23 protein-coding genes are annotated in these 20969 nt (G+C 58.4%); 21 read left to right on the top strand and 2 right to left on the bottom strand.

The window, feature by feature from the left end; all coding sequences use genetic code 11:
- The first annotated feature begins 11 nt into the window (after positions 1-11).
- From ACO4XG_RS06615 to tenA, 4 genes are all read left to right on the top strand, one after another.
- Positions 12-284: an ACT domain-containing protein gene (locus ACO4XG_RS06615; RefSeq protein WP_308508564.1), complete on the top strand. Its 273-nt coding sequence runs from the start codon at positions 12-14 to the stop codon at positions 282-284.
- An 11-nt stretch (positions 285-295) separates the two neighbouring features.
- Positions 296-1660 (top strand): PFL family protein, encoded by a 1365-nt coding sequence (locus ACO4XG_RS06610; protein WP_308508563.1) that lies wholly within the window; start codon positions 296-298, stop codon positions 1658-1660.
- A gap of 83 nt (positions 1661-1743) precedes the next feature.
- Positions 1744-2379 carry a spermine/spermidine synthase domain-containing protein gene (locus ACO4XG_RS06605; protein WP_308508562.1) on the top strand — a complete coding sequence of 212 codons (636 nt, stop codon included), beginning with the start codon at positions 1744-1746 and terminating at the stop codon, positions 2377-2379.
- Positions 2376-3038 carry a thiaminase II gene (tenA, locus tag ACO4XG_RS06600; protein ID WP_308508561.1) on the top strand — a complete coding sequence of 221 codons (663 nt, stop codon included), beginning with the start codon at positions 2376-2378 and terminating at the stop codon, positions 3036-3038. The genes ACO4XG_RS06605 and tenA overlap by 4 nt, the downstream gene beginning before the upstream one ends.
- Positions 3039-3075: 37 nt before the next feature.
- Here the strand turns inward: tenA and ACO4XG_RS06595 are convergent, their stop codons facing one another.
- Complete coding sequence (locus ACO4XG_RS06595; RefSeq protein ID WP_308508560.1) at positions 3076-3585, bottom strand: CarD family transcriptional regulator; 510 nt, start codon at positions 3583-3585, stop codon at positions 3076-3078.
- A gap of 105 nt (positions 3586-3690) precedes the next feature.
- Positions 3691-5016 carry a tRNA(Met) cytidine acetate ligase gene (locus ACO4XG_RS06590; RefSeq protein WP_308508559.1) on the bottom strand — a complete coding sequence of 442 codons (1326 nt, stop codon included), beginning with the start codon at positions 5014-5016 and terminating at the stop codon, positions 3691-3693.
- 111 nt (positions 5017-5127) lie between these two features.
- Between ACO4XG_RS06590 and ACO4XG_RS06585 the strand changes: the two genes are divergently transcribed.
- From ACO4XG_RS06585 to rplS, 17 genes are all read left to right on the top strand, one after another.
- Positions 5128-6324 (top strand): acetate/propionate family kinase, encoded by a 1197-nt coding sequence (locus ACO4XG_RS06585; protein WP_308508558.1) that lies wholly within the window; start codon positions 5128-5130, stop codon positions 6322-6324.
- A gap of 59 nt (positions 6325-6383) precedes the next feature.
- Complete coding sequence (gene pta / locus ACO4XG_RS06580; RefSeq protein ID WP_308508557.1) at positions 6384-7367, top strand: phosphate acetyltransferase; 984 nt, start codon at positions 6384-6386, stop codon at positions 7365-7367.
- 116 nt (positions 7368-7483) lie between these two features.
- On the top strand, positions 7484-7666 hold the full coding sequence (gene rpmF, locus ACO4XG_RS06575) for a 50S ribosomal protein L32 (RefSeq protein ID WP_009531918.1): 183 nt from the start codon (positions 7484-7486) through the stop codon (positions 7664-7666).
- A gap of 120 nt (positions 7667-7786) precedes the next feature.
- Positions 7787-8794, top strand: coding sequence for a phosphate acyltransferase PlsX (gene plsX / locus ACO4XG_RS06570; RefSeq protein ID WP_308508556.1), 1008 nt, complete (start codon positions 7787-7789; stop codon positions 8792-8794).
- Positions 8778-9017: an acyl carrier protein gene (locus ACO4XG_RS06565; RefSeq protein ID WP_009531920.1), complete on the top strand. Its 240-nt coding sequence runs from the start codon at positions 8778-8780 to the stop codon at positions 9015-9017. Before plsX ends, ACO4XG_RS06565 begins: the two co-directional genes overlap by 17 nt.
- 12 nt (positions 9018-9029) lie before the next feature.
- The gene (gene rnc / locus ACO4XG_RS06560; protein WP_308508555.1) at positions 9030-9737 is read left to right on the top strand and encodes a ribonuclease III; all 708 of its coding nucleotides are present in this window, start codon (positions 9030-9032) and stop codon (positions 9735-9737) included.
- Positions 9728-13285, top strand: coding sequence for a chromosome segregation protein SMC (gene smc / locus ACO4XG_RS06555; protein ID WP_308508554.1), 3558 nt, complete (start codon positions 9728-9730; stop codon positions 13283-13285). Before rnc ends, smc begins: the two co-directional genes overlap by 10 nt.
- Before the next feature lie 8 nt (positions 13286-13293).
- A complete protein-coding gene (gene ftsY, locus ACO4XG_RS06550; RefSeq protein ID WP_308508553.1) occupies positions 13294-14286 on the top strand; it encodes a signal recognition particle-docking protein FtsY in 993 nt (330 codons plus the stop codon).
- The gene (gene ilvA, locus ACO4XG_RS06545; RefSeq protein ID WP_308508552.1) at positions 14258-15487 is read left to right on the top strand and encodes a threonine ammonia-lyase; all 1230 of its coding nucleotides are present in this window, start codon (positions 14258-14260) and stop codon (positions 15485-15487) included. Before ftsY ends, ilvA begins: the two co-directional genes overlap by 29 nt.
- A complete protein-coding gene (locus ACO4XG_RS06540; protein WP_308508551.1) occupies positions 15480-16778 on the top strand; it encodes a chloride channel protein in 1299 nt (432 codons plus the stop codon). The genes ilvA and ACO4XG_RS06540 overlap by 8 nt, the downstream gene beginning before the upstream one ends.
- A 65-nt stretch (positions 16779-16843) precedes the next feature.
- Positions 16844-17200 carry a YlxM family DNA-binding protein gene (gene ylxM / locus ACO4XG_RS06535; RefSeq protein ID WP_308508550.1) on the top strand — a complete coding sequence of 119 codons (357 nt, stop codon included), beginning with the start codon at positions 16844-16846 and terminating at the stop codon, positions 17198-17200.
- Between the two features lie 11 nt (positions 17201-17211).
- Positions 17212-18555 carry a signal recognition particle protein gene (ffh, locus tag ACO4XG_RS06530; RefSeq protein ID WP_308508549.1) on the top strand — a complete coding sequence of 448 codons (1344 nt, stop codon included), beginning with the start codon at positions 17212-17214 and terminating at the stop codon, positions 18553-18555.
- A gap of 64 nt (positions 18556-18619) precedes the next feature.
- Positions 18620-18865, top strand: a complete 246-nt coding sequence (gene rpsP / locus ACO4XG_RS06525; RefSeq protein ID WP_009531928.1) for a 30S ribosomal protein S16 — start codon at positions 18620-18622, stop codon at positions 18863-18865.
- A 4-nt stretch (positions 18866-18869) separates the two neighbouring features.
- Positions 18870-19097 (top strand): KH domain-containing protein, encoded by a 228-nt coding sequence (locus ACO4XG_RS06520; protein WP_009531929.1) that lies wholly within the window; start codon positions 18870-18872, stop codon positions 19095-19097.
- A 22-nt stretch (positions 19098-19119) separates the two neighbouring features.
- Positions 19120-19677 carry a ribosome maturation factor RimM gene (gene rimM, locus ACO4XG_RS06515; protein ID WP_308508548.1) on the top strand — a complete coding sequence of 186 codons (558 nt, stop codon included), beginning with the start codon at positions 19120-19122 and terminating at the stop codon, positions 19675-19677.
- Positions 19677-20423 (top strand): tRNA (guanosine(37)-N1)-methyltransferase TrmD, encoded by a 747-nt coding sequence (gene trmD / locus ACO4XG_RS06510; protein WP_308508547.1) that lies wholly within the window; start codon positions 19677-19679, stop codon positions 20421-20423. Before rimM ends, trmD begins: the two co-directional genes overlap by 1 nt.
- Before the next feature lie 119 nt (positions 20424-20542).
- Positions 20543-20890: a 50S ribosomal protein L19 gene (gene rplS / locus ACO4XG_RS06505; RefSeq protein ID WP_009531932.1), complete on the top strand. Its 348-nt coding sequence runs from the start codon at positions 20543-20545 to the stop codon at positions 20888-20890.
- Positions 20891-20969: the final 79 nt, after the last annotated feature.

Raw genomic sequence — 20969 nt, 5'->3', positions numbered from 1 at the left:
GGATTTATGGAATGAACAAGGTTATCATCACCGTTCTCGGCAAGGATACGGTCGGAATCATCGCAAAAATCTGCACGCATCTCGCGGCGGAACATATCAATGTGTTGGACATCAACCAGACCATCGTGCGGGATCTGTTTCATATGATGATGATCGTTGATATTTCGACAGCCGATGAGAGCCTGGAGGACTTGACGTCTGAGATGAACCGAATCGGCGAAGAGATGGGACTTCGGATTCATGTGCAGCGCGAGGAGATCTTCGCGGCCATGCACCGCGTCTGAGGGAGGTCGTTATGCTGAACGGATGGGAGGTCCTTGAGACCAATACCATGATAGAGCGGGATCTGCTCGATGTGCGTACTATCACCATGGGCATATCTCTGTTGCCCTGCATTGACAGCGACAAAGAAGTGCTGAAGCGGAACATTTACGACTGCATTCTCCGGCGCGCGGGCAAGCTGGTCGAGACCGGTGAGGCAATTTCGCGGGAATTCGGTATTCCGATTGTTAACAAGCGCGTTTCGGTGACGCCGATCGCCTTGGTCGGCGGCGCGGCCTGCCGGACAACCGAGGACTTTGTCGAGATTGCGGAGACTTTAGACCGCGCGGCAAAGGAAATCGGCGTCAACTTTATCGGCGGCTACTCGGCGCTGGTCGCAAAGGGAATGACGGATGCCGAGCGCCTGCTGATTGACTCGATTCCGGAGGCACTCGCGCGGACGGAGCGCGTCTGCAGTTCGGTGAATGTCGGCTCCACGCGGACGGGACTTAACATGGATGCCGTGCGCCGCATGGGACAGGTGGTCAAGGAGACCGCGGAGAGAACCGCGGATAACGGTTCTCTCGGCTGTGCGAAGCTTGTGATTTTCTGCAATGCGCCGGATGACAACCCGTTTATGGCGGGAGCCTTCCACGGTGTGACCGAGGGCGATGCCGTGATTCATGTCGGCGTCTCGGGGCCGGGCGTGGTGCGCGCAGCGGTGCAAGAGACCAAGGGACAGAGCTTTGAGGTGCTCTGCGAGACCATCAAGAAAACCGCATTCAAGATTACGCGCGTCGGGCAGCTTGTCGCAAAGGAGGCGAGCCGTCGACTCGACACGCCGTTCGGCATCATTGACCTCTCGCTCGCGCCGACCCCGGCGGCAGGCGACTCGGTCGCGGATATTCTCGAGGGCATGGGGCTCGAGTCGGTCGGCGCGCCCGGCACGACAGCAGCGCTCGCTCTCTTAAACGATCAGGTGAAAAAGGGCGGCGTCATGGCTTCGTCCTATGTGGGCGGCCTCTCGGGCGCATTTATCCCGGTCAGCGAGGATCAGGGCATGATACGGGCGGCGGAGCGCGGCGCTCTGACGCTCGAAAAGCTCGAGGCCATGACCTGTGTCTGCTCCGTGGGGCTCGACATGATTGCGGTTCCGGGGGACACCTCGGCCGAGACGATTTCCGGCATCATTGCGGATGAAGCGGCAATCGGCATGATTAACCAGAAGACAACGGCGGTGCGCCTGATTCCCGCAGCGGGCAAGAAGGTCGGCGACGAGGTGGAATTCGGCGGTCTCCTCGGCCGTGCGCCCGTGATTGCGGTGAACCCCTACAGCTGCGCGGACTTTGTGAAGCGCGAGGGCCGAATTCCGGCGCCCATCCACTCCTTCAAAAACTGATGGAAAGGAGGAGGAGAGCGCGCAGGACAGCTCTGTATGCCGCCGCTGTCCTACTCTGTCTGATGCTGGCGGCCTGCGGCTTTGTGAGGACCCGCCGGGCGGCGCACTATCGTCCGATTGCGACGGCGGCAGCCTCGTATGAGCATGTGCTCGTGCTGGGAGACGCCGCAGCTGCGGAGGAGTTGCTCAGAAACCGCGCCGCAAAGGATGTGGACTTCGTAACCCCGGAGAAGCAGTTCGTATGGACGGTGAGCGCGCGTCTGCACCGCTATACCGAGGATCCGTTCCGCTTTCTCGCAACGCGAGAAAAGCACTATGATTTTATTCTGGTCGCACTGGCTGCGCCGAAGACGGAGGCCGAAAACCGCGCCTATACGAATCTGTTTTACCGCATGTGCGCGAATCACCTGAACGAAGGCGGCACACTCGCGGTCGAGACCGTGTCGCCGAACGCGTTTCCGGCAGCCTATCGCTGTCTTGCGCTGACGATGGAGAGCGAGGGGCTTATCGTGCAAAGACTTACACTCCCGGAGGGGGGAGACGAAGAGAGCGGCGTTCTGTTTGCCGCCCGGCAAGCGGGCAGCCCCGTGCTCCCGGCGGGTACGCTGCTGCAGCGCGTAAAAGAGCCGACAGGCGCCGAGATTCCGCCGGTCGGAGTGAACCGCCTGAACCGCCCGCTGTTACTGAACTATCTGGAAGAAAAGGAGAAGACAAAGTGAATACCGCAGAGGATTTGCTCGCTGTGTCAGCCGAAATCTGGGAAGCTTATTTTCGACACCCGTTCGTTCGCGGCATTCAGGACGGGACGCTCGACAAGGCGCGTTTTCGCTTTTACCTGATTCAGGACGATCTCTATCTCGAAGAATACGCGAAAGTGTTTGCGCTCGGCGCGGCCAAGGCGGAGAGCCTTTCGACAGCGCTGCTCTTTTCGGAGTATCTCGCGGCAATCAACCGGGAGAGAGCGGTGCACGGCGGGTATTTCGAGAAACTTTCGGTGAGTGAGGAGGAGCTGAAAACCACGCCGCGCGCGCTCGACAACCTGTCCTATACCTCGTATATGCTCCGCGTCGGCTACGAGGGCGGAGAGGCGGAAATTCTGGCGGCGATTTTGTCTTGCGCCTACAGCTATGAGCTGATTGCAAAGCGTATGCTCGCAGAGAATCCGAGAGCGGGCAGCGATCCCTTTTACGGCGCGTGGGTGCGGGAATACGCCTCGGAGAGCTATGCGGCGGAGAATGCGAAGCTCGTAGCCGCACTGAACGCGGTGACGGAAGCAGCCGTGCCCGCAAAGCGGCAGCGCCTCCGGGATATTTTCCTGCACTGCTCCCGCTATGAACTCAAGTTTTGGGAGATGGCGTGGCAACAGAAAAAAGACTAGCGGTTTTATTCCGCTAGTCTTTTTTTAACACTGTCATTCAGGCGGGCGTGAGTTCCTGCTCAAGCAGAGCCTTGGCTTTCTCCCACGGCAGGTTCAGTGCGACCGCGAGTTCACCGGTCACCAAAAAATCGAGGCGCCGCTGGAAGCGGCGGTCAACTTCACTGCCCTTTTTGCCGGCGCGCCGCGCGCGCTGCATTTTCCGGTTGATGGCGCGCAACAGACGAAGCAAGTCGCTCCAGCCAAAGCCCTGCAGGGCGCGCCTGTAACGGTATTCCAGTTCCGAGGAGCGAAGGCCCTCATAGCTCGCAATCTCTTCTCCCTGCACCGCGCGTATGGTCTCCAACGCTTCTTTTCTCGAGATGACGGGGCGGAAGACGGTTTTTGTGCTGTTGACCGGGGTGTAAATGACGTCGCCGGGCGAGAAGAGAGGCGCCAGAATGTAATAAGTATTCGGTGCTGTATCCTCGGAGAAGGAGAGCTCCTGGATGTCGCAAATGCGGCAAACGCCGGAACTTTCATAGACAACAATATCGTTTAGTTGATACATAGTCCACCTCCTTTTACCAGTGTAACACAGCCAAAGGAGTTTTCCGACAATTTTGACAAAATCTCTCTTTTCCACAAATAAGCCCGAAAGACGGCTTATGCTTTATCACACAATGACGATTTGTTGGCGGAGATAGGACGGCAGTGCCATGCCACTGTCCCAGAAATAGAGCGAATTCCAGAGGTCGGCGGCATGCACCTCGGCCTGAAAGAGGTCGCGGGCGGCGGGCGAGCGGAGCAGAGAGCCCGCCGCAGCGGGACGGCTCACAATCGGGATGCTTGCGGCCTGTTTTAACATTGAGAGCAGTTCCTCAGAATCCCGCCGGAAACCGAGCAGGCGCGCATAGGGAGCGGCGCCGATCGGCGGAACCGCGTTTTCCGTTCCTTCCGCGCTGTCTTTGGCGAGCGCCTCTTCGCGTGCGGCATTCTTCCAGCGGAGCACATCCGACTTTCGTATGCCGAGGAAGATGTGGGTCAGCGCGCGCGCCACGCGGGTGTGCGCATACTGTCTGGTCTTCAAGCTGTTCACAAGGGCCTCAAAGCCGTCCTCGCGGAAGCCGGTATTGGCAATGCGGTCAGCGAGATCGTCCGAGACATCGGAGAAGGTGGAGAGCGCCGTGCCCTCGTAGAGCAGATCCAGAACGCGCCGCTCGAGCGGGCCCACGAGGCAGTCGGGGTTCAGATAGGGCGTTTCGGCGAGCACTTCCCGTACGCTGTGCGGCACCATCCGGGACAAATCGTCCCAGGAGCCGCCGTTTAGGATGTGGGTGCGGATTGCGGTCGCGGAACTGAAATCGCCCTGCAGAATCGGGTCATGGTAGTCGCTCCCCTTTCGGGAGACGGTCGTCAGGCGAATCGGAATGCGCTCGGAACGCGCTGCGCGCGCGTATTCAAAGGCGAGGATGTTATTCGGCTTCGAGAGCAGCTCTCTCGTGCGGAGCAAAAGGGCGTTGTCCGCACCTGCCTGGCAGAGATCGGCGGCAATCGCATTGACTCTCGCCTCGGCGTAGGAGAGCCCGGTCTTTAAGCCCTCGCGGAGACTGTGCTGAAAGGCCTCGGAGTTCTCGTCAATGACATCGAGGAGCATCGAGAGCTCTTCGGTCGAGACATCTTCCGTGCCGCAGCAGAGATTCGGGATGCCGAGTCCCGCGAGCAGGCTCACGCCGTAGGCCGCGTAGTCGCGGGCCGAGGAGGAGCTGAACGGTGTCGGAATTTCAAAGACCGCGTCGGCACCCGCGCGGAGTGCGGCTTCGGCGCGCTTTAAGGGCGAATAAATCGCGGGCATACCGCGCTGCACAAAGTAACTGCTCAGGAAAACCACGCAGTAGGAGGCGCCGGTCAGCGCGCGCGCATTTCGCATCTGGTAGAGATGCCCGTTGTGAAACGGATGATATTCAGCAATAATCCCGACAACCTGCGCAAGATTAATCATAGTCTCTCCTGTATTTTGAAAAAAACAGCCTTCCGTCTTGTCACTCGTTTATTCATTGGTCTATAATAACAGAGATTGTGACTAATATAAAGTTGAAGGGGGAAACACACAATGAAAATTCTTGTCATGAACTGCGGCAGCTCTTCGTTAAAGTATCAGCTCATTGATATGGAGAACGAGAGCGTGCTTGCGAAGGGACTCTGCGAGAGAATCGGCATTGACGGCTCTCTGCTGACCCACACACCGGCGGGCGGCGAAAAGTATAAGGTCGAGGCAGCTATGCCGAGCCACAAGGAGGCAATTGAGCTCGTCATGCAGGCGCTGGTAGATCCTTCCCACGGTGTCATCAAGAGCACGGATGAGATTTCGGCAATCGGCCATCGCGTGGTTCACGGCGGAACATATTACAACGAGTCTGTGCTGGTCAATGAGGACGTGAAGAAGGCAATCGCGGACTGCTTTGACCTGGCTCCCCTTCACAATCCGGCAAACCTCATGGGCATCGAGGCCTGCGAGGCGGCTATGCCCGGCAAGCCGAATGTCGCTGTGTTCGATACGGCTTTCGGCATGAGCATGCCGGAGAAGGCTTATCTCTACGCACTGCCCTACGAGTACTACGAGAAGTACAAGGTGCGCCGCTACGGCTTCCACGGCACCAGCCACAACTTTGTCGCGGGTGAGGTAATCCGGAAGGGCGGTCTCGATCCGAAGAACGCAAAGGTCGTCGTGTGCCACCTCGGCAACGGCGCTTCGGTCTCGGCTTCGATCGGCGGCAAGTGCGTCGACACTTCGATGGGTCTCACCCCGCTCGAGGGTCTCATCATGGGCACCCGCTCGGGCGACATTGACCCCGCAATCATTCAGTTTATCTGCGAGCACGAGAAGCTCACGGTCGAAGAGATGACCGATGTCCTGAACAAGAAGTCCGGCGTCCTCGGCTTAAGCAACGGCATTTCCTCCGACTTCCGCGATATTGACGATGCGGCAAACGGCGGCAACCACCTTGCGAAGGTCGCGCTCGAGGCGTACACCCTTCGCGTCGCGAAGTACATCGGCGCTTATGTCGCGGCGATGAACGGCGTCGATGCGATTGCCTTCACGGCAGGTGTTGGCGAGAACGACAAGTTCATGAGAAAGAATATCTGCGCTTACCTCGGCTATCTCGGTGTCAAGATTGACGATGAGAGAAACAATGTCCGCGGCGAAGAGCGCCTGATTTCGACCGACGACTCGAAGGTGCAGGTGTACCTCCTGCCGACCAACGAGGAGCTCGCAATCGCAAGAGATACGCTGAAGCTGACCAAATAAAACAGACGGGCAGTGCGCCCCGGCAAGGTTCATCCCGGAACGGGAGAAAGGAAGACCTTATGTATACATTCGGCACTATGATTAACAAGCTCAAGGCGAACCCGAAGACCATCGTGTTTACAGAGGGCACGGATCCGCGTATTCTCGAGGCGGCATCCCGCCTCCTGGCAAGTAATTTCTTAAAGCCGATTCTGGTCGGTAACCCGGATGCCATTGAGGCAGCGGCAGAGGACGCGGGCTACAACATCCGCGGCGCACAGATTGTCGACCCGGAGAACTTTGACCGCTTCGACGAGATGGTTGAGAAGTTCTGCGAGATCAGAAAGTCGAAGGGCGTGACCCCGGAGCAGGCCAAGAAGATTCTCTCCGGCGCAAACTATTTCGGCACCATGCTGATCAAGATGGGCATTGGCGACTGCCTGCTCGGCGGCGCAACGTACTCGACCGCAGACACGGTGCGTCCGGCACTCCAGATCATCAAGACCAAGCCGGGCAACAAGATTGTCTCCTCCTGCTTTATCCTGGTTCGTCCGAGCGCAACCGGTGACAACGAGCTGCTCGCGATGGCAGACTGCGCTATCAACATCAAGCCGACCGAGGACGAGCTCGTCGAAATCTGCGGCGAGACCGTGAACTGCGCAAAGATTTTCGGCATTGACCCGAAGGTCGCTTTCCTCAGCTATTCGACCGTGGGCTCCGGCTCCGGTGAGGATGTCGACAAGATGAGAAATGCCTGCGCAAAGGCAAAGGCTGTGTTCCCGGACGAGGCAATCGACGGCGAGATGCAGTTCGACGCAGCGGTTTCCCCGACCGTCGCGCGCACCAAGATAAAGGACAGCAAGGTTGCAGGCTATGCGAACACCTTCATTTTCCCGGACATCAACGCAGGTAACATCGGCTACAAGATTGCACAGAGACTCGGCGGTTTTGACGCTTACGGCCCGATCCTGCTCGGTCTGAACGCGCCGATCAACGACCTCTCGAGAGGCTGCAACGCGCTCGAGGTCTATTCGATGGCGATTGTGACGGCAGCGCTCGCATAAGTGTCATAAACAGCTTGACAGGATAGATGTTGTATATTACACTAAACCTGTTATGCCAGAAATGGATGATTGCGGTTTTCAACCGTTAACGCTACGAGGTGAGGAGGTGTTTCAGGATGTCGATTTGTCCGAAGAATAAATCTTCCAAGGGCCACAGAGATCAGAGAAGAGCCAACTGGAAGATGGGCGTGATGAACCTTGTCAAGTGCCCGAAGTGCGGCGAGCTCATGATGCCGCATCGCGTCTGCAAGAACTGCGGGACGTACAATAAGAAGGAGATCGTGAAAGTCGCTGACTGAGCCTTTCTTCCTGCGAAATAATGCATGAACCGCTCCGGACGAAAGTCCGGGGCGGTTTTCTTTACAACTTGCGGGGCAGGGTGCTTTGCTTTATCATTAGGTACACAGAGGTGAAATCATATGGTGAGAGTTGCAGTGGACGCAATGGGCGGCGACAATGCGCCCGGCGAAATTGTAAAAGGGTGCCTGAAGGCGCTGAATAAGAGTGCCGAGGTGAAAATTCTGCTTTGCGGAAAGCAGGAGGTCTTGGAACAACAGCTCGCGGGACAGAGCTACCCGGCAGAGCGCCTCGAGATTGTACCGGCATCGGAAGTGATTGAGACGGGCGATGTCCCGGTTGTTTCGGTGCGAAAAAAGAAGGATTCCTCTCTCGTGGTCGGCATGAAGCTGATTCGCGAGGAGAGAGCGGATGCGTTTGTCTCGGCCGGCAATTCCGGTGCAATCCTAGTCGGCGGACAGGTGCTGGTCGGCAGATTGCCGGGCGTGGAGCGCGCGCCGTTTGCGCCCCTCATTCCGACCGAGGACGGCGGCGTGACGCTGCTCCTCGATTCCGGGGCGAATGTGGACGCGAAGGCGGCGCATCTCGTGCAGTTTGCCGAGATGGGCTCACTTTACATGGAGAAGGCGCTCGGCATTGAAAAGCCCCGCGTCGCAATCCTGAATGTGGGAGTCGAGGAAGAGAAGGGCAATGCGCTCGTCAAGGAGACGTATCCGCTCCTCAAAGCGGCGCCCGGAATTAACTTTATCGGCAGCATCGAGGCGCGCGAAGTGCTGCACGGGCAGGCGGATGTCTGCGTCGCGGAGGCCTTTACCGGAAACATGGTGCTAAAGGCCATCGAGGGAACCGCATCTACCTTCCAGCACATCATCAAGCGGGCTGCCATGTCGAATCTGCGGAGTAAAATCGGTGCGGCGCTACTCAAGCCGGCGCTGAAAGAGGCGCTGCAGAGCTTTGACGCCTCTCGCTATGGCGGCGCACCGATGCTGGGACTCCGCGGCCTCGTGGTTAAGGTGCACGGCAACGCAAAGGCGGCGGAGGTCTGCAACGCTGTGCTGCAGTGCGAGACGTTTGAACGCCAGAATGTATTACAGAGTATTGCGGAGGCAGTGAATGTCAGAGAGGGATGAGATTCGGCGCATTGTCGCGGAGATACTGGAACTCCCGCTCACAGAGCTCGATGACGGCGCGAGCTTTACGGAAGTCTATTTCGCGGACTCCCTGGAGCGCTACCGCATTGTGCTCGCACTCGAAACATTCTTTGACCTGCATTTTCCGCCCGAAGCGCTCGACAAGATTCAGTCTGTCGAGTCTGCGGAGCGCGCCATTCGCGCGCTCCCTGCCGGGCGATGAGAGGAGAAGGCTTTGAATTCCGAGACCATTGAGGAGTTGGAGGGAAAGATTGGCTATACGTTCCGGGACCAGTCACTGTTGGTCCTGGCACTCACACACACCTCATTTGCGAATGAGGCGCACAGCGGTCATCTGGGTTCCAACGAGAGACTGGAATTTCTGGGAGACGCCGTGCTGGAGCTCGTGAGCTCCGATTTCTTTTACCGGGAAAAACCGAAACTCAGCGAGGGCGAGCTCACGAAACTGCGCGCGAGCTTTGTCTGCGAGCCGGCACTCGCCTATTGCGCGGAGCAGATTCCGCTTCCGCCCTATCTGCTGCTCGGAAGAGGCGAGGAGATGACCGGCGGCAGGCTGCGCCCGAGCATCGTGAGCGATGCGATGGAGGCGGTGATCGGTGCCATCTATCTGGACGGCGGTCTCACACCGGCGCACGCTTACATTGACCGCTTTATCCTGAATGACATTGAGGGCAAGCGCTATTTTTACGACGCAAAGACTATACTCCAGGAGGAGATTCAGAAGGACAAGGACGCCGTGCTCTCGTACGAACTGCGCGGCGAAGAGGGGCCGGAGCATCTGAAGCGCTTTACGGTCGCAGCGCTCCGGGACGGCGTGCCGCTTGCCGAGGGGGAAGGCAGCAGTAAGAAGGAAGCGGAGCAGCGGGCAGCCTATGCGGCGCTCCTTGCGCTCGGCATTGCGGAGGGCGGCACATGTACTTAAAGAGCATAGAAGTACAGGGCTTTAAGTCATTCGCAAACAAAATCTGCTTCTCGTTCCAGCACGGCGTGACCGGAATTGTGGGGCCGAACGGCTCCGGCAAGTCGAATGTCGGCGACGCGGTGCGCTGGGTGCTCGGCGAACAGAGCGCAAAGAGTCTTCGCGGCGGGAATATGCAAGATGTCATCTTTGCGGGCACGGCGAACCGGAAACCGCAGGGCTTTGCCTATGTCGCGATTACGCTGGACAATGCCGACCGCGCACTGTCTCTTGACTACGACGAGGTCACGGTGTCCAGGCGGCTGTACCGCTCGGGCGAGAGCGAATACCGTTTAAACGGCAGCCCCTGCCGGTTGAAAGATGTCAACGAGCTCTTTATGGACACCGGTATCGGGCAGGAAGGGTATTCGATCATAGGCCAGGGCCAGGTCGAGAAGATTCTGTCCGGCAGACCCGAAGAGCGGCGCGAGCTCTTTGACGAGGCGGCGGGCATCACGAAATTTAGGAAGCGGAAGGCGGCTGCAGAGAAGAAACTCCAGACGGAGCACGACAATCTGGTGCGTGTCTCCGATATCCTGCAGGAACTCTCGAAACAGGTGGAACCGCTCCGCAAGCAGTCGGAGACCGCAGAGAAGTATTTAAAACTCCGGGATGAGGTGAAAGCGCTCGACCTGAACTTATTCCTCCTCCAGAGCGACGCGTCGCGGAAGGTGCTCGCCGAAATCGAGAAGCGGGCGGCTATTCTGCGGGACGAAGTGGATCGGGCGGTCGGCGAAGAAGAGGCCTTGAAGCGGCAGTATGAGTCTCTCGACCGACTGCTCGAAGAACTGGACAGCGCGATTGCCGGAAAACGGAGAGAAATCGAGGAACTGAGAACCGGGCGCGGTGCCGCGGAGGGCCGCATTGCCGTGTTACACGAGCAGGCAAAGGCCGAGCAGGCGAAGGTCGAAGAGATTGCCGTGCGGCGGGCGCGGAGCGAGGAAGAACGCCGTCGCCGGGAAGAGGAGAGGGCCGCGCTCAGTACACAACAGGCGGAAGCGGCGGCGGCGGCCGAGGCGGCGACTGCCCGCGCAGCTTCGGCAGAGCAAGAAAGAGCGGCGGCGGATGCTGCCGTCAAGGCGCTCGAAGAGGAGTTACAGTCTAAAAAAGATGCGGTCATTTCGCTGATTAACGAGCGCGCGGACATGAGTTCCCGCGGCGCGCGCTATGAGGCGATGATGCAGGAAGCGAATATCCGTGCCTCGAAGAGCGCACAGCGCCTGCTCCAGTTGAAGACTGATTTTGACGGCATCGAGAGCGCGCTGCAGCGCGCCGAGACCGAGACAAAGGCGCTGGAGGATGAGAGAGCGGCGGCGGCATCGGAGAGGGCGCTACGAAACGAGAAGATTGCGGAGAGTAAGAAAGCGGAGAGCGCGCTGCTCGCCCTGCTCCGTGAGACGCAGAAGGCATACCAGTCGAATGCCGCGCGTCTCGAGACTTTGCAGAACATTATGGAGCGCTATGAGGGCTTCGGACAGAGCGTACAGCGCGTCATGGCTGTCCGGGACCGTGTGCGCGGTATTTTCGGCGTGGTCGCGGATCTCATTTCGGTCGACAAGCGCTATGAGCAGGCGATTGAGATTGCACTCGGCGGAAGAATGCAGAACATTGTCGTTGACACCGAGGAGACGGCAAAGCAGCTCATTGAATTTCTGAAGAAAAATCGCTACGGCCGCGCGACCTTCCTGCCGCAGAGCGCCCAGCACCCGCGGCCCTTTGACCCGGGTGCGGTCCTCAAAGAGCCCGGCGTGCTCGGCATTGCGGCAAATCTTGTGCGGACCGATGAGCGCTACCGGGTTGTGATCGAGAACTTAATCGGCAGGGACATTGTGGTCGACACGATTGATCACGCGATTGCAATCTCGAAAAAGTATCGCCAGAGTTACCGCCTGGTGACGCTGGAGGGCGATCAGCTGAATCCGGGCGGTTCCATGACGGGCGGTACCTTCCGGAACAACTCGAATCTTCTGAGCCGCCGCCGTGAAATCGAAGAGTTGCGGCAGGCGCAGGAGAAGTTGGTAAGCCGGAACGAGGCCGAGGAGAAGGAGTTAAAAGAGCTCCGCGAGACACTTCGCATCGCGACGGAAGCGTTGCAGGCGCTCAGCGAGCGGGAGCATGAGGTATCACTCAGCTTAAACCGGGCAGAGCTCTCGAGACAGACACTCCGCGAAAAGAAAGAGGAACTCGAAGTGCAGCTCCGCGAGCTTGGCACCGAGCGGCGCGAAATCACAAGCAGTCTCGAGGCACTTGCCATGAACCGGGGCGGCCTGCAGGGCGATTTGCAGGGTCTTGAGGAGAAGCAGCGCGATGCGGAGGCAGAGATTCGGAAGTTGCAGGATCTCCTCGACGAAAAGCGGAAGGCCTACAGTGCCGTGCTCACGCAGCAGTCGGAGACCGCGGTCGCGGCGAGTCTCGCCGGCGAGCAGCAGCGGCATCTCCGCGAGAATCTGCGCCGTGTCGACGACGAGGTTGCGCGCTACGCTGCCGAAGTCGAAGCGCTCGAGCGGGAGAGCGAGGCCGCGAGACAGGCGGCGGTCGAGAAACAGCGAAGCGCCGCCGAAGAAGAGAAGGCACTGACCGGTCTCGAAGCCGCGCTTAAGACTTTGGAGGGCGAACTGGAAGCGCTTGAGACCGAAAAGAGCAATCACAGCGGCGAGCAGAAAAAACGCTTTGCGAAGCGGGATGAAATCACGGCGCGGCGCACCGAGCTCGAAAAAGACTTGTTCCGCGTGAATGCACAGCGGGACAAAGAGACCGAGCAGCGGGATGCGCAGTGCGCCTATATTCTCAGCGAGTACAACTTGACCGAAGAGGGCGCGAGACAGTACAGAGATCCGTCTTTCGGCGACATGCAGGAGACGCGCCGCACGATACGCGAGAAGAAAGATGCGATGCGCGCGCTCGGCAATGTCAATGTGAACGCAATCGAGGACTACAAGGAGGTCTCGGAGCGCCACAACTTCCTCAGCGCGCAGTGCGAGGATTTGCAGCGCGCCGAGGACGCGCTCCGGAAAGTCATTGAAGAGCTGGATATCGGTATGCGGAAGCGCTTTGCCGAGGGTTTTCGCAGCATTCAGCGCGCCTTTAATCAGGTGTTTCGCGAGCTCTTCGGCGGCGGCAAGGGAGAACTCAGGCTCGAAGAGGGCGTCGATTTACTCGAGGCCGGCATCGCGATTATCGCGGAGCCGCCGGGCAAGAAGTTGCAGAACATGATGCAACTGTCGGGCGGCGAGAAGGCGCTCACGGCGATTGCGCTGCTCTTTGCGATTCAGAACTTAAAGCCCTCGCCGTTTGCGCTCCTCGATGAGATTGAGGCGGCCCTCGACGACTCGAATGTGGATCGCTACGCGCAGTATTTAAAAAAGCTCGCAAAGAACACACAGTTTATCGTGATCACGCACCGGCGCGGCACCATGGTGGCGGCCGATCGCCTCTACGGGATCACGATGCAGGAGAAGGGCGTCTCTGCGCTGGTTTCGGTGAGTCTCATTGAAGACCAGCTGGACAAGTAGGAGGAACAATGGCAGAAGAGAAGAAGGGATTTTTCAGCCGTCTTGTGGCGGGACTCGAGAAGACTCGCAAGGCAGTGGTCTACGGCCTGGACGATTTGTTCAACGGCCCCGGTGAAGTGGACGATGACTTTTACGATGAGCTCGAAGAGATTCTGATTACCGGCGATGTGGGCGTCCGCGCGACGGAGGAGATTCTCGAAGAGCTGCGCGCCATGACAGAGGAAAGACATGTGCGGGCGCGGAGCGCCTGCCGGGATCTCCTGATCGAGAGCATCAAGTCGAGAATGGACCTCGGCGAAAATGCCTATGACTTTGAGAAGACCCCCTCTGTGCTACTCCTAATCGGCGTGAACGGGGTCGGCAAGACGACGACCGCCGGAAAGATGGCGTCGCAGGCGAAGGCAGACGGCAGACGCGTGTTGCTCGCCGGCGCGGATACCTTTCGCGCGGCAGCCATCGAGCAGCTGGAGGCGTGGTCACAGCGCGCCGGCGTCGAGATGGTCAAGGCGACGGCGGGCGCAGACCCGGCCGCGGTTGTCTTTGACGCCTGCCAGGCGTCGCGCGCGCGTCGCACGGATCTTCTGATTTGCGACACGGCGGGCCGACTCCACAACAAGAAGAATCTGATGGAGGAGCTACGGAAGATTGATCGCGTGGTGCAGCGCGAACTGCCGGAGTACCGGAGAGAGACTCTGCTGGTGCTCGACGGCACAACGGGCCAGAATGCCCTCGAGCAGGCGAAGGAATTCGGCGACATCTGCGATATATCGGGTGTCGTGCTGACCAAGCTCGACGGATCCGCGAAGGGCGGCGTCGCGATTGCGATTCAGGCGGAGTTAAAACTGCCGGTCAAGTACATCGGCGTCGGCGAGAAGATTGACGATCTCAGGAAGTTTGACGCAGGGCAGTATGTCGAGGCGCTGTTCGCCAGAGAGCCGGACAGAGAGAGAGTAGAGAGGAGGCATAAGCAGGATGGAACCGATGACATTGGAGGCTTTTGAAGAGGCAAGTGACAGAGTCCGCGAGGTGACCAAGGAGACCAAATTGATTTACTCTGACTTCTTTTCCAGACAGAGCGGCAACAAGGTCTACTTTAAGCCGGAGAATCTGCAGCAGACCGGCGCCTACAAGGTGCGCGGCGCTTACTATAAGATTTCGACGATGGATGAGAGCGCGCGGGGAAAAGGCTTGATTACTGCTTCAGCGGGAAACCACGCGCAGGGCGTCGCCTTTGCGGCAAAGCTCGCGGGCGTGAAGGCGACGGTCTGCATGCCGACGGTGACACCGCTCATGAAGATTAACCGCACCAAGGCGCTCGGCGCGGAGATTGTGCTCTCCGGTGATGTCTTTGACGACGCGTTAAAGCGCGCCTATGAGATTGCGGCCGAGACCGGCGCCACCTTTGTGCATCCGTTTGACGACCTGACGGTCGCAACCGGGCAGGGCAGCATCGCAATGGAAATCGTAAAAGAGCTGCCGACAGTCGACTACATTCTCGTGCCGATCGGCGGCGGCGGTCTTGCGAGCGGCGTCTCGACCCTCGCGAAACTGTTGAATCCGAACATCCATGTGATCGGCGTGGAACCGGAGAACGCGGCGTGCATGAAGGCTTCGCTCAAGGCGGGCGAGGTCGTGACACTGCCGAGCGCAAACACGATTGCGGACGGCACCGCGGTGAAGCGCCCCGGTGAGAAGATTTTCCCCTACATTCAAAAGAACCTGGACGGTATTATCACGATTCAGGACAATGAGCTGATTGTCTCCTTCCTCGACATGGTCGAGAACCACAAGATGATTGTCGAGAACTCGGGGCTTCTGACCGTCGCGGCGCTGAAGCACCTCGATGTCGAGAACAAGAAGATTGTGAGCATACTCTCGGGCGGCAACATGGATGTGATCACCATGGCGTCGCTGATTCAGCACGGCCTTATTCAGAGAGACCGCATCTTCACTGTCTCGGTGTTACTCCCGGATAAGCCCGGTCAGCTCGCGCGCGTCGCCGAGGTCATCGCCGAGGAGAGCGGCAATGTGATTAAGCTCGAGCACAACCAGTTTGTGAGCATCAACCGCAATGCGGCGGTGGAACTCCGCATCACGATGGAGGCCTTTGGCACCGAACACAAAGAAAAAATTTGTGAGCGCCTGAAGAAAGAGGGTTACCGCCCGAAACTTGTGCGCTCGAAGGGGACCTACGGTGAATGAGTCGGCAAAGAGCAATCTGCTCTATTTCGTAAAATGGACGCTTTACGCGATTGTCACCGGCCTGCTGGTCGGTTTTATTGGCATGCTGTTCCGGAAGGGCGTTGACTTCGGAACTGCAAACTGGAACGCACATCCGCAATTTCTGCTGCTCGCGCCGTTCTCGGCGATGCTGATTGTGGGGCTCGAGAAGCTCTTACACGAGGAGAAAAACGGCGGCACCAACACCGTCATCGACTCGATCACCGAGGGCAAGCACATCACGGTGCAGACTGCGCCGCTCATTTTTCTCTCGACGGTGCTCTCGCATCTGGTCGGCGCTTCGGTCGGACGAGAGGGCGCGGCGCTCATGATCGGCGGCAGCCTCGGCGAGGCGCTCTCGAAGGCGTTCCGCATGGATGAGAAGGATAAGCGCATCGCAATCATGTGCGGCATGTCCGCCTGCTTCGCCGCGATTTTCGGGACGCCGCTCGCGGCGGCCATCTTCCCGATGGAGATGATTTCCATCGGCATCATGTACTACGCGGCGCTGATTCCCTGCCTCTTCGCGGCGTTTATCGCGGCCCATGTCTCAGTGCGCTTCGGTGTCTACGGCGAGGCCTTTCCGGTCACCGAAGTGCCGGTGTTTAACCTGCGCGGTGCGGTCATGGTCATTTTCTTCGCAGTGCTTTGCGCCGTTCTCGCGATGGCCTTCAGTATCCTCCTGTACCGCGGGCACCGTTATACGGCGGAGCGCTTTCCGAACCCGTGGATGCGCGGCGTGGTCGGCGCGGTTGCGCTGCTCTGCCTGACGGCGCTGAACCAACAGTTCTTTACGCACGCGCTCGACTTTAACGGCGGCGGCTTTGCGCTGATTGAGAAGGCCTATCGGGGCGAGGCGGCCTGGTACAGCTTCCTCTTTAAGATGATATTTACCTGCGCCTGCCTCTTCGGCAGCTTTAAGGGCGGCGAGATTGTGCCGACTCTCACCATAGGTGCCTGCTTCGGCGCGGCCTTTGCCAGTTGGTTCGGCCTGCCGGTGCCGCTCTACACGGGTATAGGCGTCGCGGCCTTTTTTGCGGGCATGACGAACAGCCCCTTCACCTCGCTGCTCATGACCTTCGAGCTGTTCGGTTTTGCGGGCATGCCGTACTATGCCTTTGCGATTGCCGTCTGCTTCACGCTGTCGGGCTACTACGGCCTCTACACGAGCCAGAAGTTTCCCTACTCGAAGACGCAGGCGATGTTCATCAACCGCAAGGGGCCGAGAAAACTCTGGAATATTCCGGAGGGCACCGCGGAAACGGAAGAATAAAAAGAGCCGGGAGTGTCAAGGAAAAGTACTTGACAGCACTCCCGGCTTTTCTTATACTGGGACGCATGGGAAAAGAAAGAGCAGAAAAATTTGCGGATCGCGACCTTCTCTTTGACTTTTACGCAGAGCTCCTGACCGAGCACCAGCGACATATGTTTGAGGCGGTCGTCTTTCTCGACTGTTCTCTCAGCGAAGTCGCGAAGGAGGCGGGCATCAGCCGCCAGGGCGTCTCGGATCTCGTGCGCCGCACCGAAGAGCAGCTCTACGCGTATGAGGAGAAACTGCATCTTGCGGAAAAATTCCGCGAAGAGCAACGCATCCTTTCCGCGATTCTCGCCGAGTGTGCAGGCGGCAACAGAGAGACGGCGCTCCCGGCAATCCAGAAACTCACGGACGAGCTCTTGCAGCTCACAGCGCGCTAAGGAGGAAGCCTATGGCATTTGAGAGTTTAACCGAAAAGTTACAGCGCGTGTTCCGCGACCTCCGTGGCAAGGGAAAGCTCAGCGAGGCGGATACGAAGGCGGCACTCAAGGAAGTGCGCATGGCGCTTCTCGAGGCGGATGTGAACTTCAAGGTCGTCAAGCAGTTTGTGAAGAGCATCGAAGAGCGCGCGGTCGGCGCCGAAGTGCTTGAGTCCCTGACACCGGGGCAGCAGGTCGTCAAGATTGTCAACGAAGAGCTGATCAAGCTCATGGGTTCCGAGACGACGGAAATCAAGATGGCACAGGACAGGGACATCACCGTAATTCTGATGGCGGGTCTTCAGGGTGCCGGTAAGACGACGACAGCCGCCAAGCTCGCCGGAAAGTTAAAGGCGAAGGGACACAGACCGCTGCTCGCGGCCTGCGACGTGTACCGTCCGGCGGCCATCGAACAGCTGCGCGTAAACGGCGAAAAGGTCGGGGTCCCGGTCTTCTCGATGGGAAGCGGCGCGGATCCCGTGAACATTGCCCGCGCGGCCTTTGAGAAGGCACGGCAGGAGCACAACGATATCCTGATTGTCGATACCGCGGGTCGTCTGCAGATTGATGAGCAGATGATGGAGGAGCTCGGGCGCATCAAGGAAGCGCTTCGCGCGGACTGGACGCTGCTCACGGTCGATGCGATGACCGGTCAGGAAGCAGTCAATGTCGCGAAGACCTTCGAGGACAAGGTCGGCGTGGACGGCGTGATTGTGACCAAGCTCGACGGCGACACGCGCGGCGGTGCGGCGCTCTCGATCAAGGCGGTCACCGGCAAGCCGATTCTCTTTGTCGGTATGGGCGAGAAGCTCTCCGACCTCGAGCAGTTCTATCCGGACCGCATGGCATCCCGCATTCTCGGTATGGGCGATATTCTCTCGCTGATTGAGAAGGCGCAGGCGGAGGTCGACGAGGCCGAGGCGCGCCGCATGAGCGAAAAGCTCAAGAAGGCGGAGTTTGACTTCAACGATTTTCTAGACCAGATGAAGCAGGTCAAGAAGCTCGGCGGTATCGCGGGTATCATGGCGATGATGCCGACGGCCGGTGCGAACATGCCGGAGATCGACGAGAGTCACATGGGGCGCGTCGAGGCGATGATACTCTCGATGTCCAAGGAAGAGAGAGCCAACCCGTCGATTCTGAATCCGTCGCGGAAGAACCGCATTGCGCGGGGCGCGGGTGTGGATATCAACGAGGTGAACCGCATGGTCAAGCAGTTCGAGCAGATGCGGAAGATGATGAAACAGCTTCCGGGTATGATGAAGAATAAGAAACGCGGCGGGCTCGGCGGACTGTTCGGAAAGCTCGGTTTTTAAGTTCGGTATCACTGCAAATTTTGCATTGCAAATACAAATCAACGATTTTTAGGAGGAAACTACAATGGCAGTTAAGATGAGACTTCGCAGAATGGGACAGAAGAAGGCACCGTTTTACCGCATTATCATCGCGGACGAGAGAAGCCCGCGTGACGGTCGCTTCATCGCAGAGATCGGCCTCTACGATCCGACCAAGGAGCCGAGCGTGATCAAGTTCGAAGAGGAAGAGGCAAAGAAGTGGCTGAAGAACGGTGTGCAGCCGACACCGCGCGTCGCGAAGCTTCTGAAGCTCGCGGGCATCACGGAATAAGGCGATGAAAGAGTTGGTGGAAGTCATTGCAAAGGCGCTGGTTGACAGGCCGGAGGAAGTCCGTGTCACGGAGGAGGAGAGAGAGGACGCGATTGTACTGAAACTCTCGGTCGCCGAGGCGGACATGGGGCGTGTCATCGGCAAGGGCGGCAAGATTGCAAAATCGATTCGCGCTGTCCTGAGAGCGGCTTCCGCTCGCCGGTCAAAGCACATCCTGTTGGACATTGACTGAAACAAAGAAGTGAGGAACGCGCGTGACAGACAAGTTTAGAATCGGTGTCATCAGCTCTGTGCACGGCATACGCGGTGAGGCGAAGGTCTTTGTGACCTCCGACGAGCCCGAACGCTTTCGCAGGCTGAAACAAGTGCATGCGCAAAGCCCGGAGAGCGCGCTGCACCTGAAAGGTGCGAAGCGCACCGGGGAAAGAACGGACCGGGACGGAGTTCTCTTGGAACTCAGCTCGGTCCATTTTTTTAAGCGCATGGCCATCTGTAAATTTAAGGGAATCGATACGCCGGAGGAAATCCGGAAATACATCGGCATGGAGCTCTGGGTGCCGCGGGAAGAGGGCATACGCCTCCGCAAGGGCGAGTTCTATGTCGCGGATCTGATCGGACTCCCGGTAATCACCGACGCCGGCGAGACACTCGGCACAGTTAAGTCGATATGGCCGACCGGCGCCAACGAAATTGTGACAGTGCAGCGGAAAAACGGCGAGGAGTTACTGCTCCCCTATATCAAGGACTGTATTCTCGAGGTGAATCCGGAAGAGGGCTTTTTGAAGGTGCATCTTATGGAGGGGCTGCTCTGATGCGCTTTACCATACTGACACTGTTTCCGGACATGATACGGCAGGGGCTCTCGACCAGCATACTCGGCAGGGCGGAGGAGCGAGGCTTTATCTCGTTTGACATCCGGAACATTCGCGACTATACGACCGAGCGGCACGGCCATGTGGACGATGCGCCCTACGGCGGCGGTGCGGGGATGCTCATGCAGGCGGACCCGATTCTCCGCTGTTACCGCAGTGCGACGGCGGATTTGCCGAAGGCACCGCGGGTCATCTATGTGACGCCGCAGGGCAGGCAGTTCACGCAGGCGGATGCCAGGATGTTCGCGGCAGAGGACTCCCTTCTGATTCTCTGCGGACACTACGAGGGGGTCGATGAGCGCGCCCTCGAGCTTCTCGGCGCCGAGCCCTATTCAATCGGCGACTATGTGCTGACCGGCGGGGAACTCCCGGCCATGGTTATGGTCGATGCCATCAGCCGCATGGTGCCGGGCGTGCTCTCGAATCAAGAGAGCGGAGAGATTGAGTCCTTTGAGGGCAATCTCCTGGAATACCCGCAGTACACGCGCCCGGAGGTCTATGAGGGGCTCCGCGTGCCGCCCGTCCTTCTCTCGGGCGATCACAAAAAGGTCGCGCAGTGGAGACGGGAGCAGGCCCTGCTTCGAACCAGAGAGCGCCGCCCGGATCTGTTTGCCAAGGTAGAGCTTGACAAAGCGGACCGTAAATTTTTGCAGGCGCAGGCAGAGCGGAGTGCGGACGAAACCTAAAAAATCGCTTGTGAAATCAAGCGGTTTATGCTAGACTGGTAAAGCTGTTTATGAAGAGATGTTCCGCTGCGGCAGGAGGTTGCGCGCAAGAACGTCGAATGTTGCAGGAGGAAAAGAAAATGAGACAGAATCCGATTTTAGAGAAGATTGAAGCAGAGCAGATTCGCGTGCCGGGTCAGTTCGAGGTTGGCGACACCGTCCGTGTCCACAACAAGATCAAAGAGGGCAACCGCGAGAGAGTCCAGATGTTCGAGGGTGTCGTCATGAAGATCCAGAACGGCGGACTCAGAAAGACCTTCACGGTCCGCAAGATTTCGAACGGCATCGGTGTTGAGAAGACCTGGCCGTTCAGCTCGCCGTTCGTTGATCAGGTGGATGTGATCCGTCGCGGTAAGGTCAGAAGAGCAAAGCTCAACTACCTGAGAAAGCTCTCCGGCAAGGCGGCAAAGGTCAAAGAGGTCATCTAAAATTCATATAGAACACCAAGGGGGGAACTGTCATCTTTCACGAGAAAATGATGGTTCTTCCTTTTTGTTGCGAAAAATC

Source organism: Stomatobaculum sp. (assembly GCF_057248925.1).
Note: the sequence above shows the minus strand (reverse complement) of the source record. Positions and strands in the feature narration are given on the sequence as shown.

Coding starts and splice junctions, on each gene's coding strand:
- ACO4XG_RS06615 (WP_308508564.1), top strand. CDS start 12: ATGAACAAGGTTATCATCACCGTTCTCGGCAAGGATACGGTCGGAATC.
- ACO4XG_RS06610 (WP_308508563.1), top strand. CDS start 296: ATGCTGAACGGATGGGAGGTCCTTGAGACCAATACCATGATAGAGCGG.
- ACO4XG_RS06595 (WP_308508560.1), bottom strand. CDS start 3,585: ATGTATCAACTAAACGATATTGTTGTCTATGAAAGTTCCGGCGTTTGC.
- ACO4XG_RS06590 (WP_308508559.1), bottom strand. CDS start 5,016: ATGATTAATCTTGCGCAGGTTGTCGGGATTATTGCTGAATATCATCCG.
- ACO4XG_RS06585 (WP_308508558.1), top strand. CDS start 5,128: ATGAAAATTCTTGTCATGAACTGCGGCAGCTCTTCGTTAAAGTATCAG.
- pta (WP_308508557.1), top strand. CDS start 6,384: ATGTATACATTCGGCACTATGATTAACAAGCTCAAGGCGAACCCGAAG.
- rpmF (WP_009531918.1), top strand. CDS start 7,484: ATGTCGATTTGTCCGAAGAATAAATCTTCCAAGGGCCACAGAGATCAG.
- plsX (WP_308508556.1), top strand. CDS start 7,787: ATGGTGAGAGTTGCAGTGGACGCAATGGGCGGCGACAATGCGCCCGGC.
- ACO4XG_RS06565 (WP_009531920.1), top strand. CDS start 8,778: ATGTCAGAGAGGGATGAGATTCGGCGCATTGTCGCGGAGATACTGGAA.
- smc (WP_308508554.1), top strand. CDS start 9,728: ATGTACTTAAAGAGCATAGAAGTACAGGGCTTTAAGTCATTCGCAAAC.
- ftsY (WP_308508553.1), top strand. CDS start 13,294: ATGGCAGAAGAGAAGAAGGGATTTTTCAGCCGTCTTGTGGCGGGACTC.
- ilvA (WP_308508552.1), top strand. CDS start 14,258: ATGGAACCGATGACATTGGAGGCTTTTGAAGAGGCAAGTGACAGAGTC.
- ylxM (WP_308508550.1), top strand. CDS start 16,844: ATGGGAAAAGAAAGAGCAGAAAAATTTGCGGATCGCGACCTTCTCTTT.
- ffh (WP_308508549.1), top strand. CDS start 17,212: ATGGCATTTGAGAGTTTAACCGAAAAGTTACAGCGCGTGTTCCGCGAC.
- rpsP (WP_009531928.1), top strand. CDS start 18,620: ATGGCAGTTAAGATGAGACTTCGCAGAATGGGACAGAAGAAGGCACCG.
- ACO4XG_RS06520 (WP_009531929.1), top strand. CDS start 18,870: ATGAAAGAGTTGGTGGAAGTCATTGCAAAGGCGCTGGTTGACAGGCCG.
- trmD (WP_308508547.1), top strand. CDS start 19,677: ATGCGCTTTACCATACTGACACTGTTTCCGGACATGATACGGCAGGGG.
- rplS (WP_009531932.1), top strand. CDS start 20,543: ATGAGACAGAATCCGATTTTAGAGAAGATTGAAGCAGAGCAGATTCGC.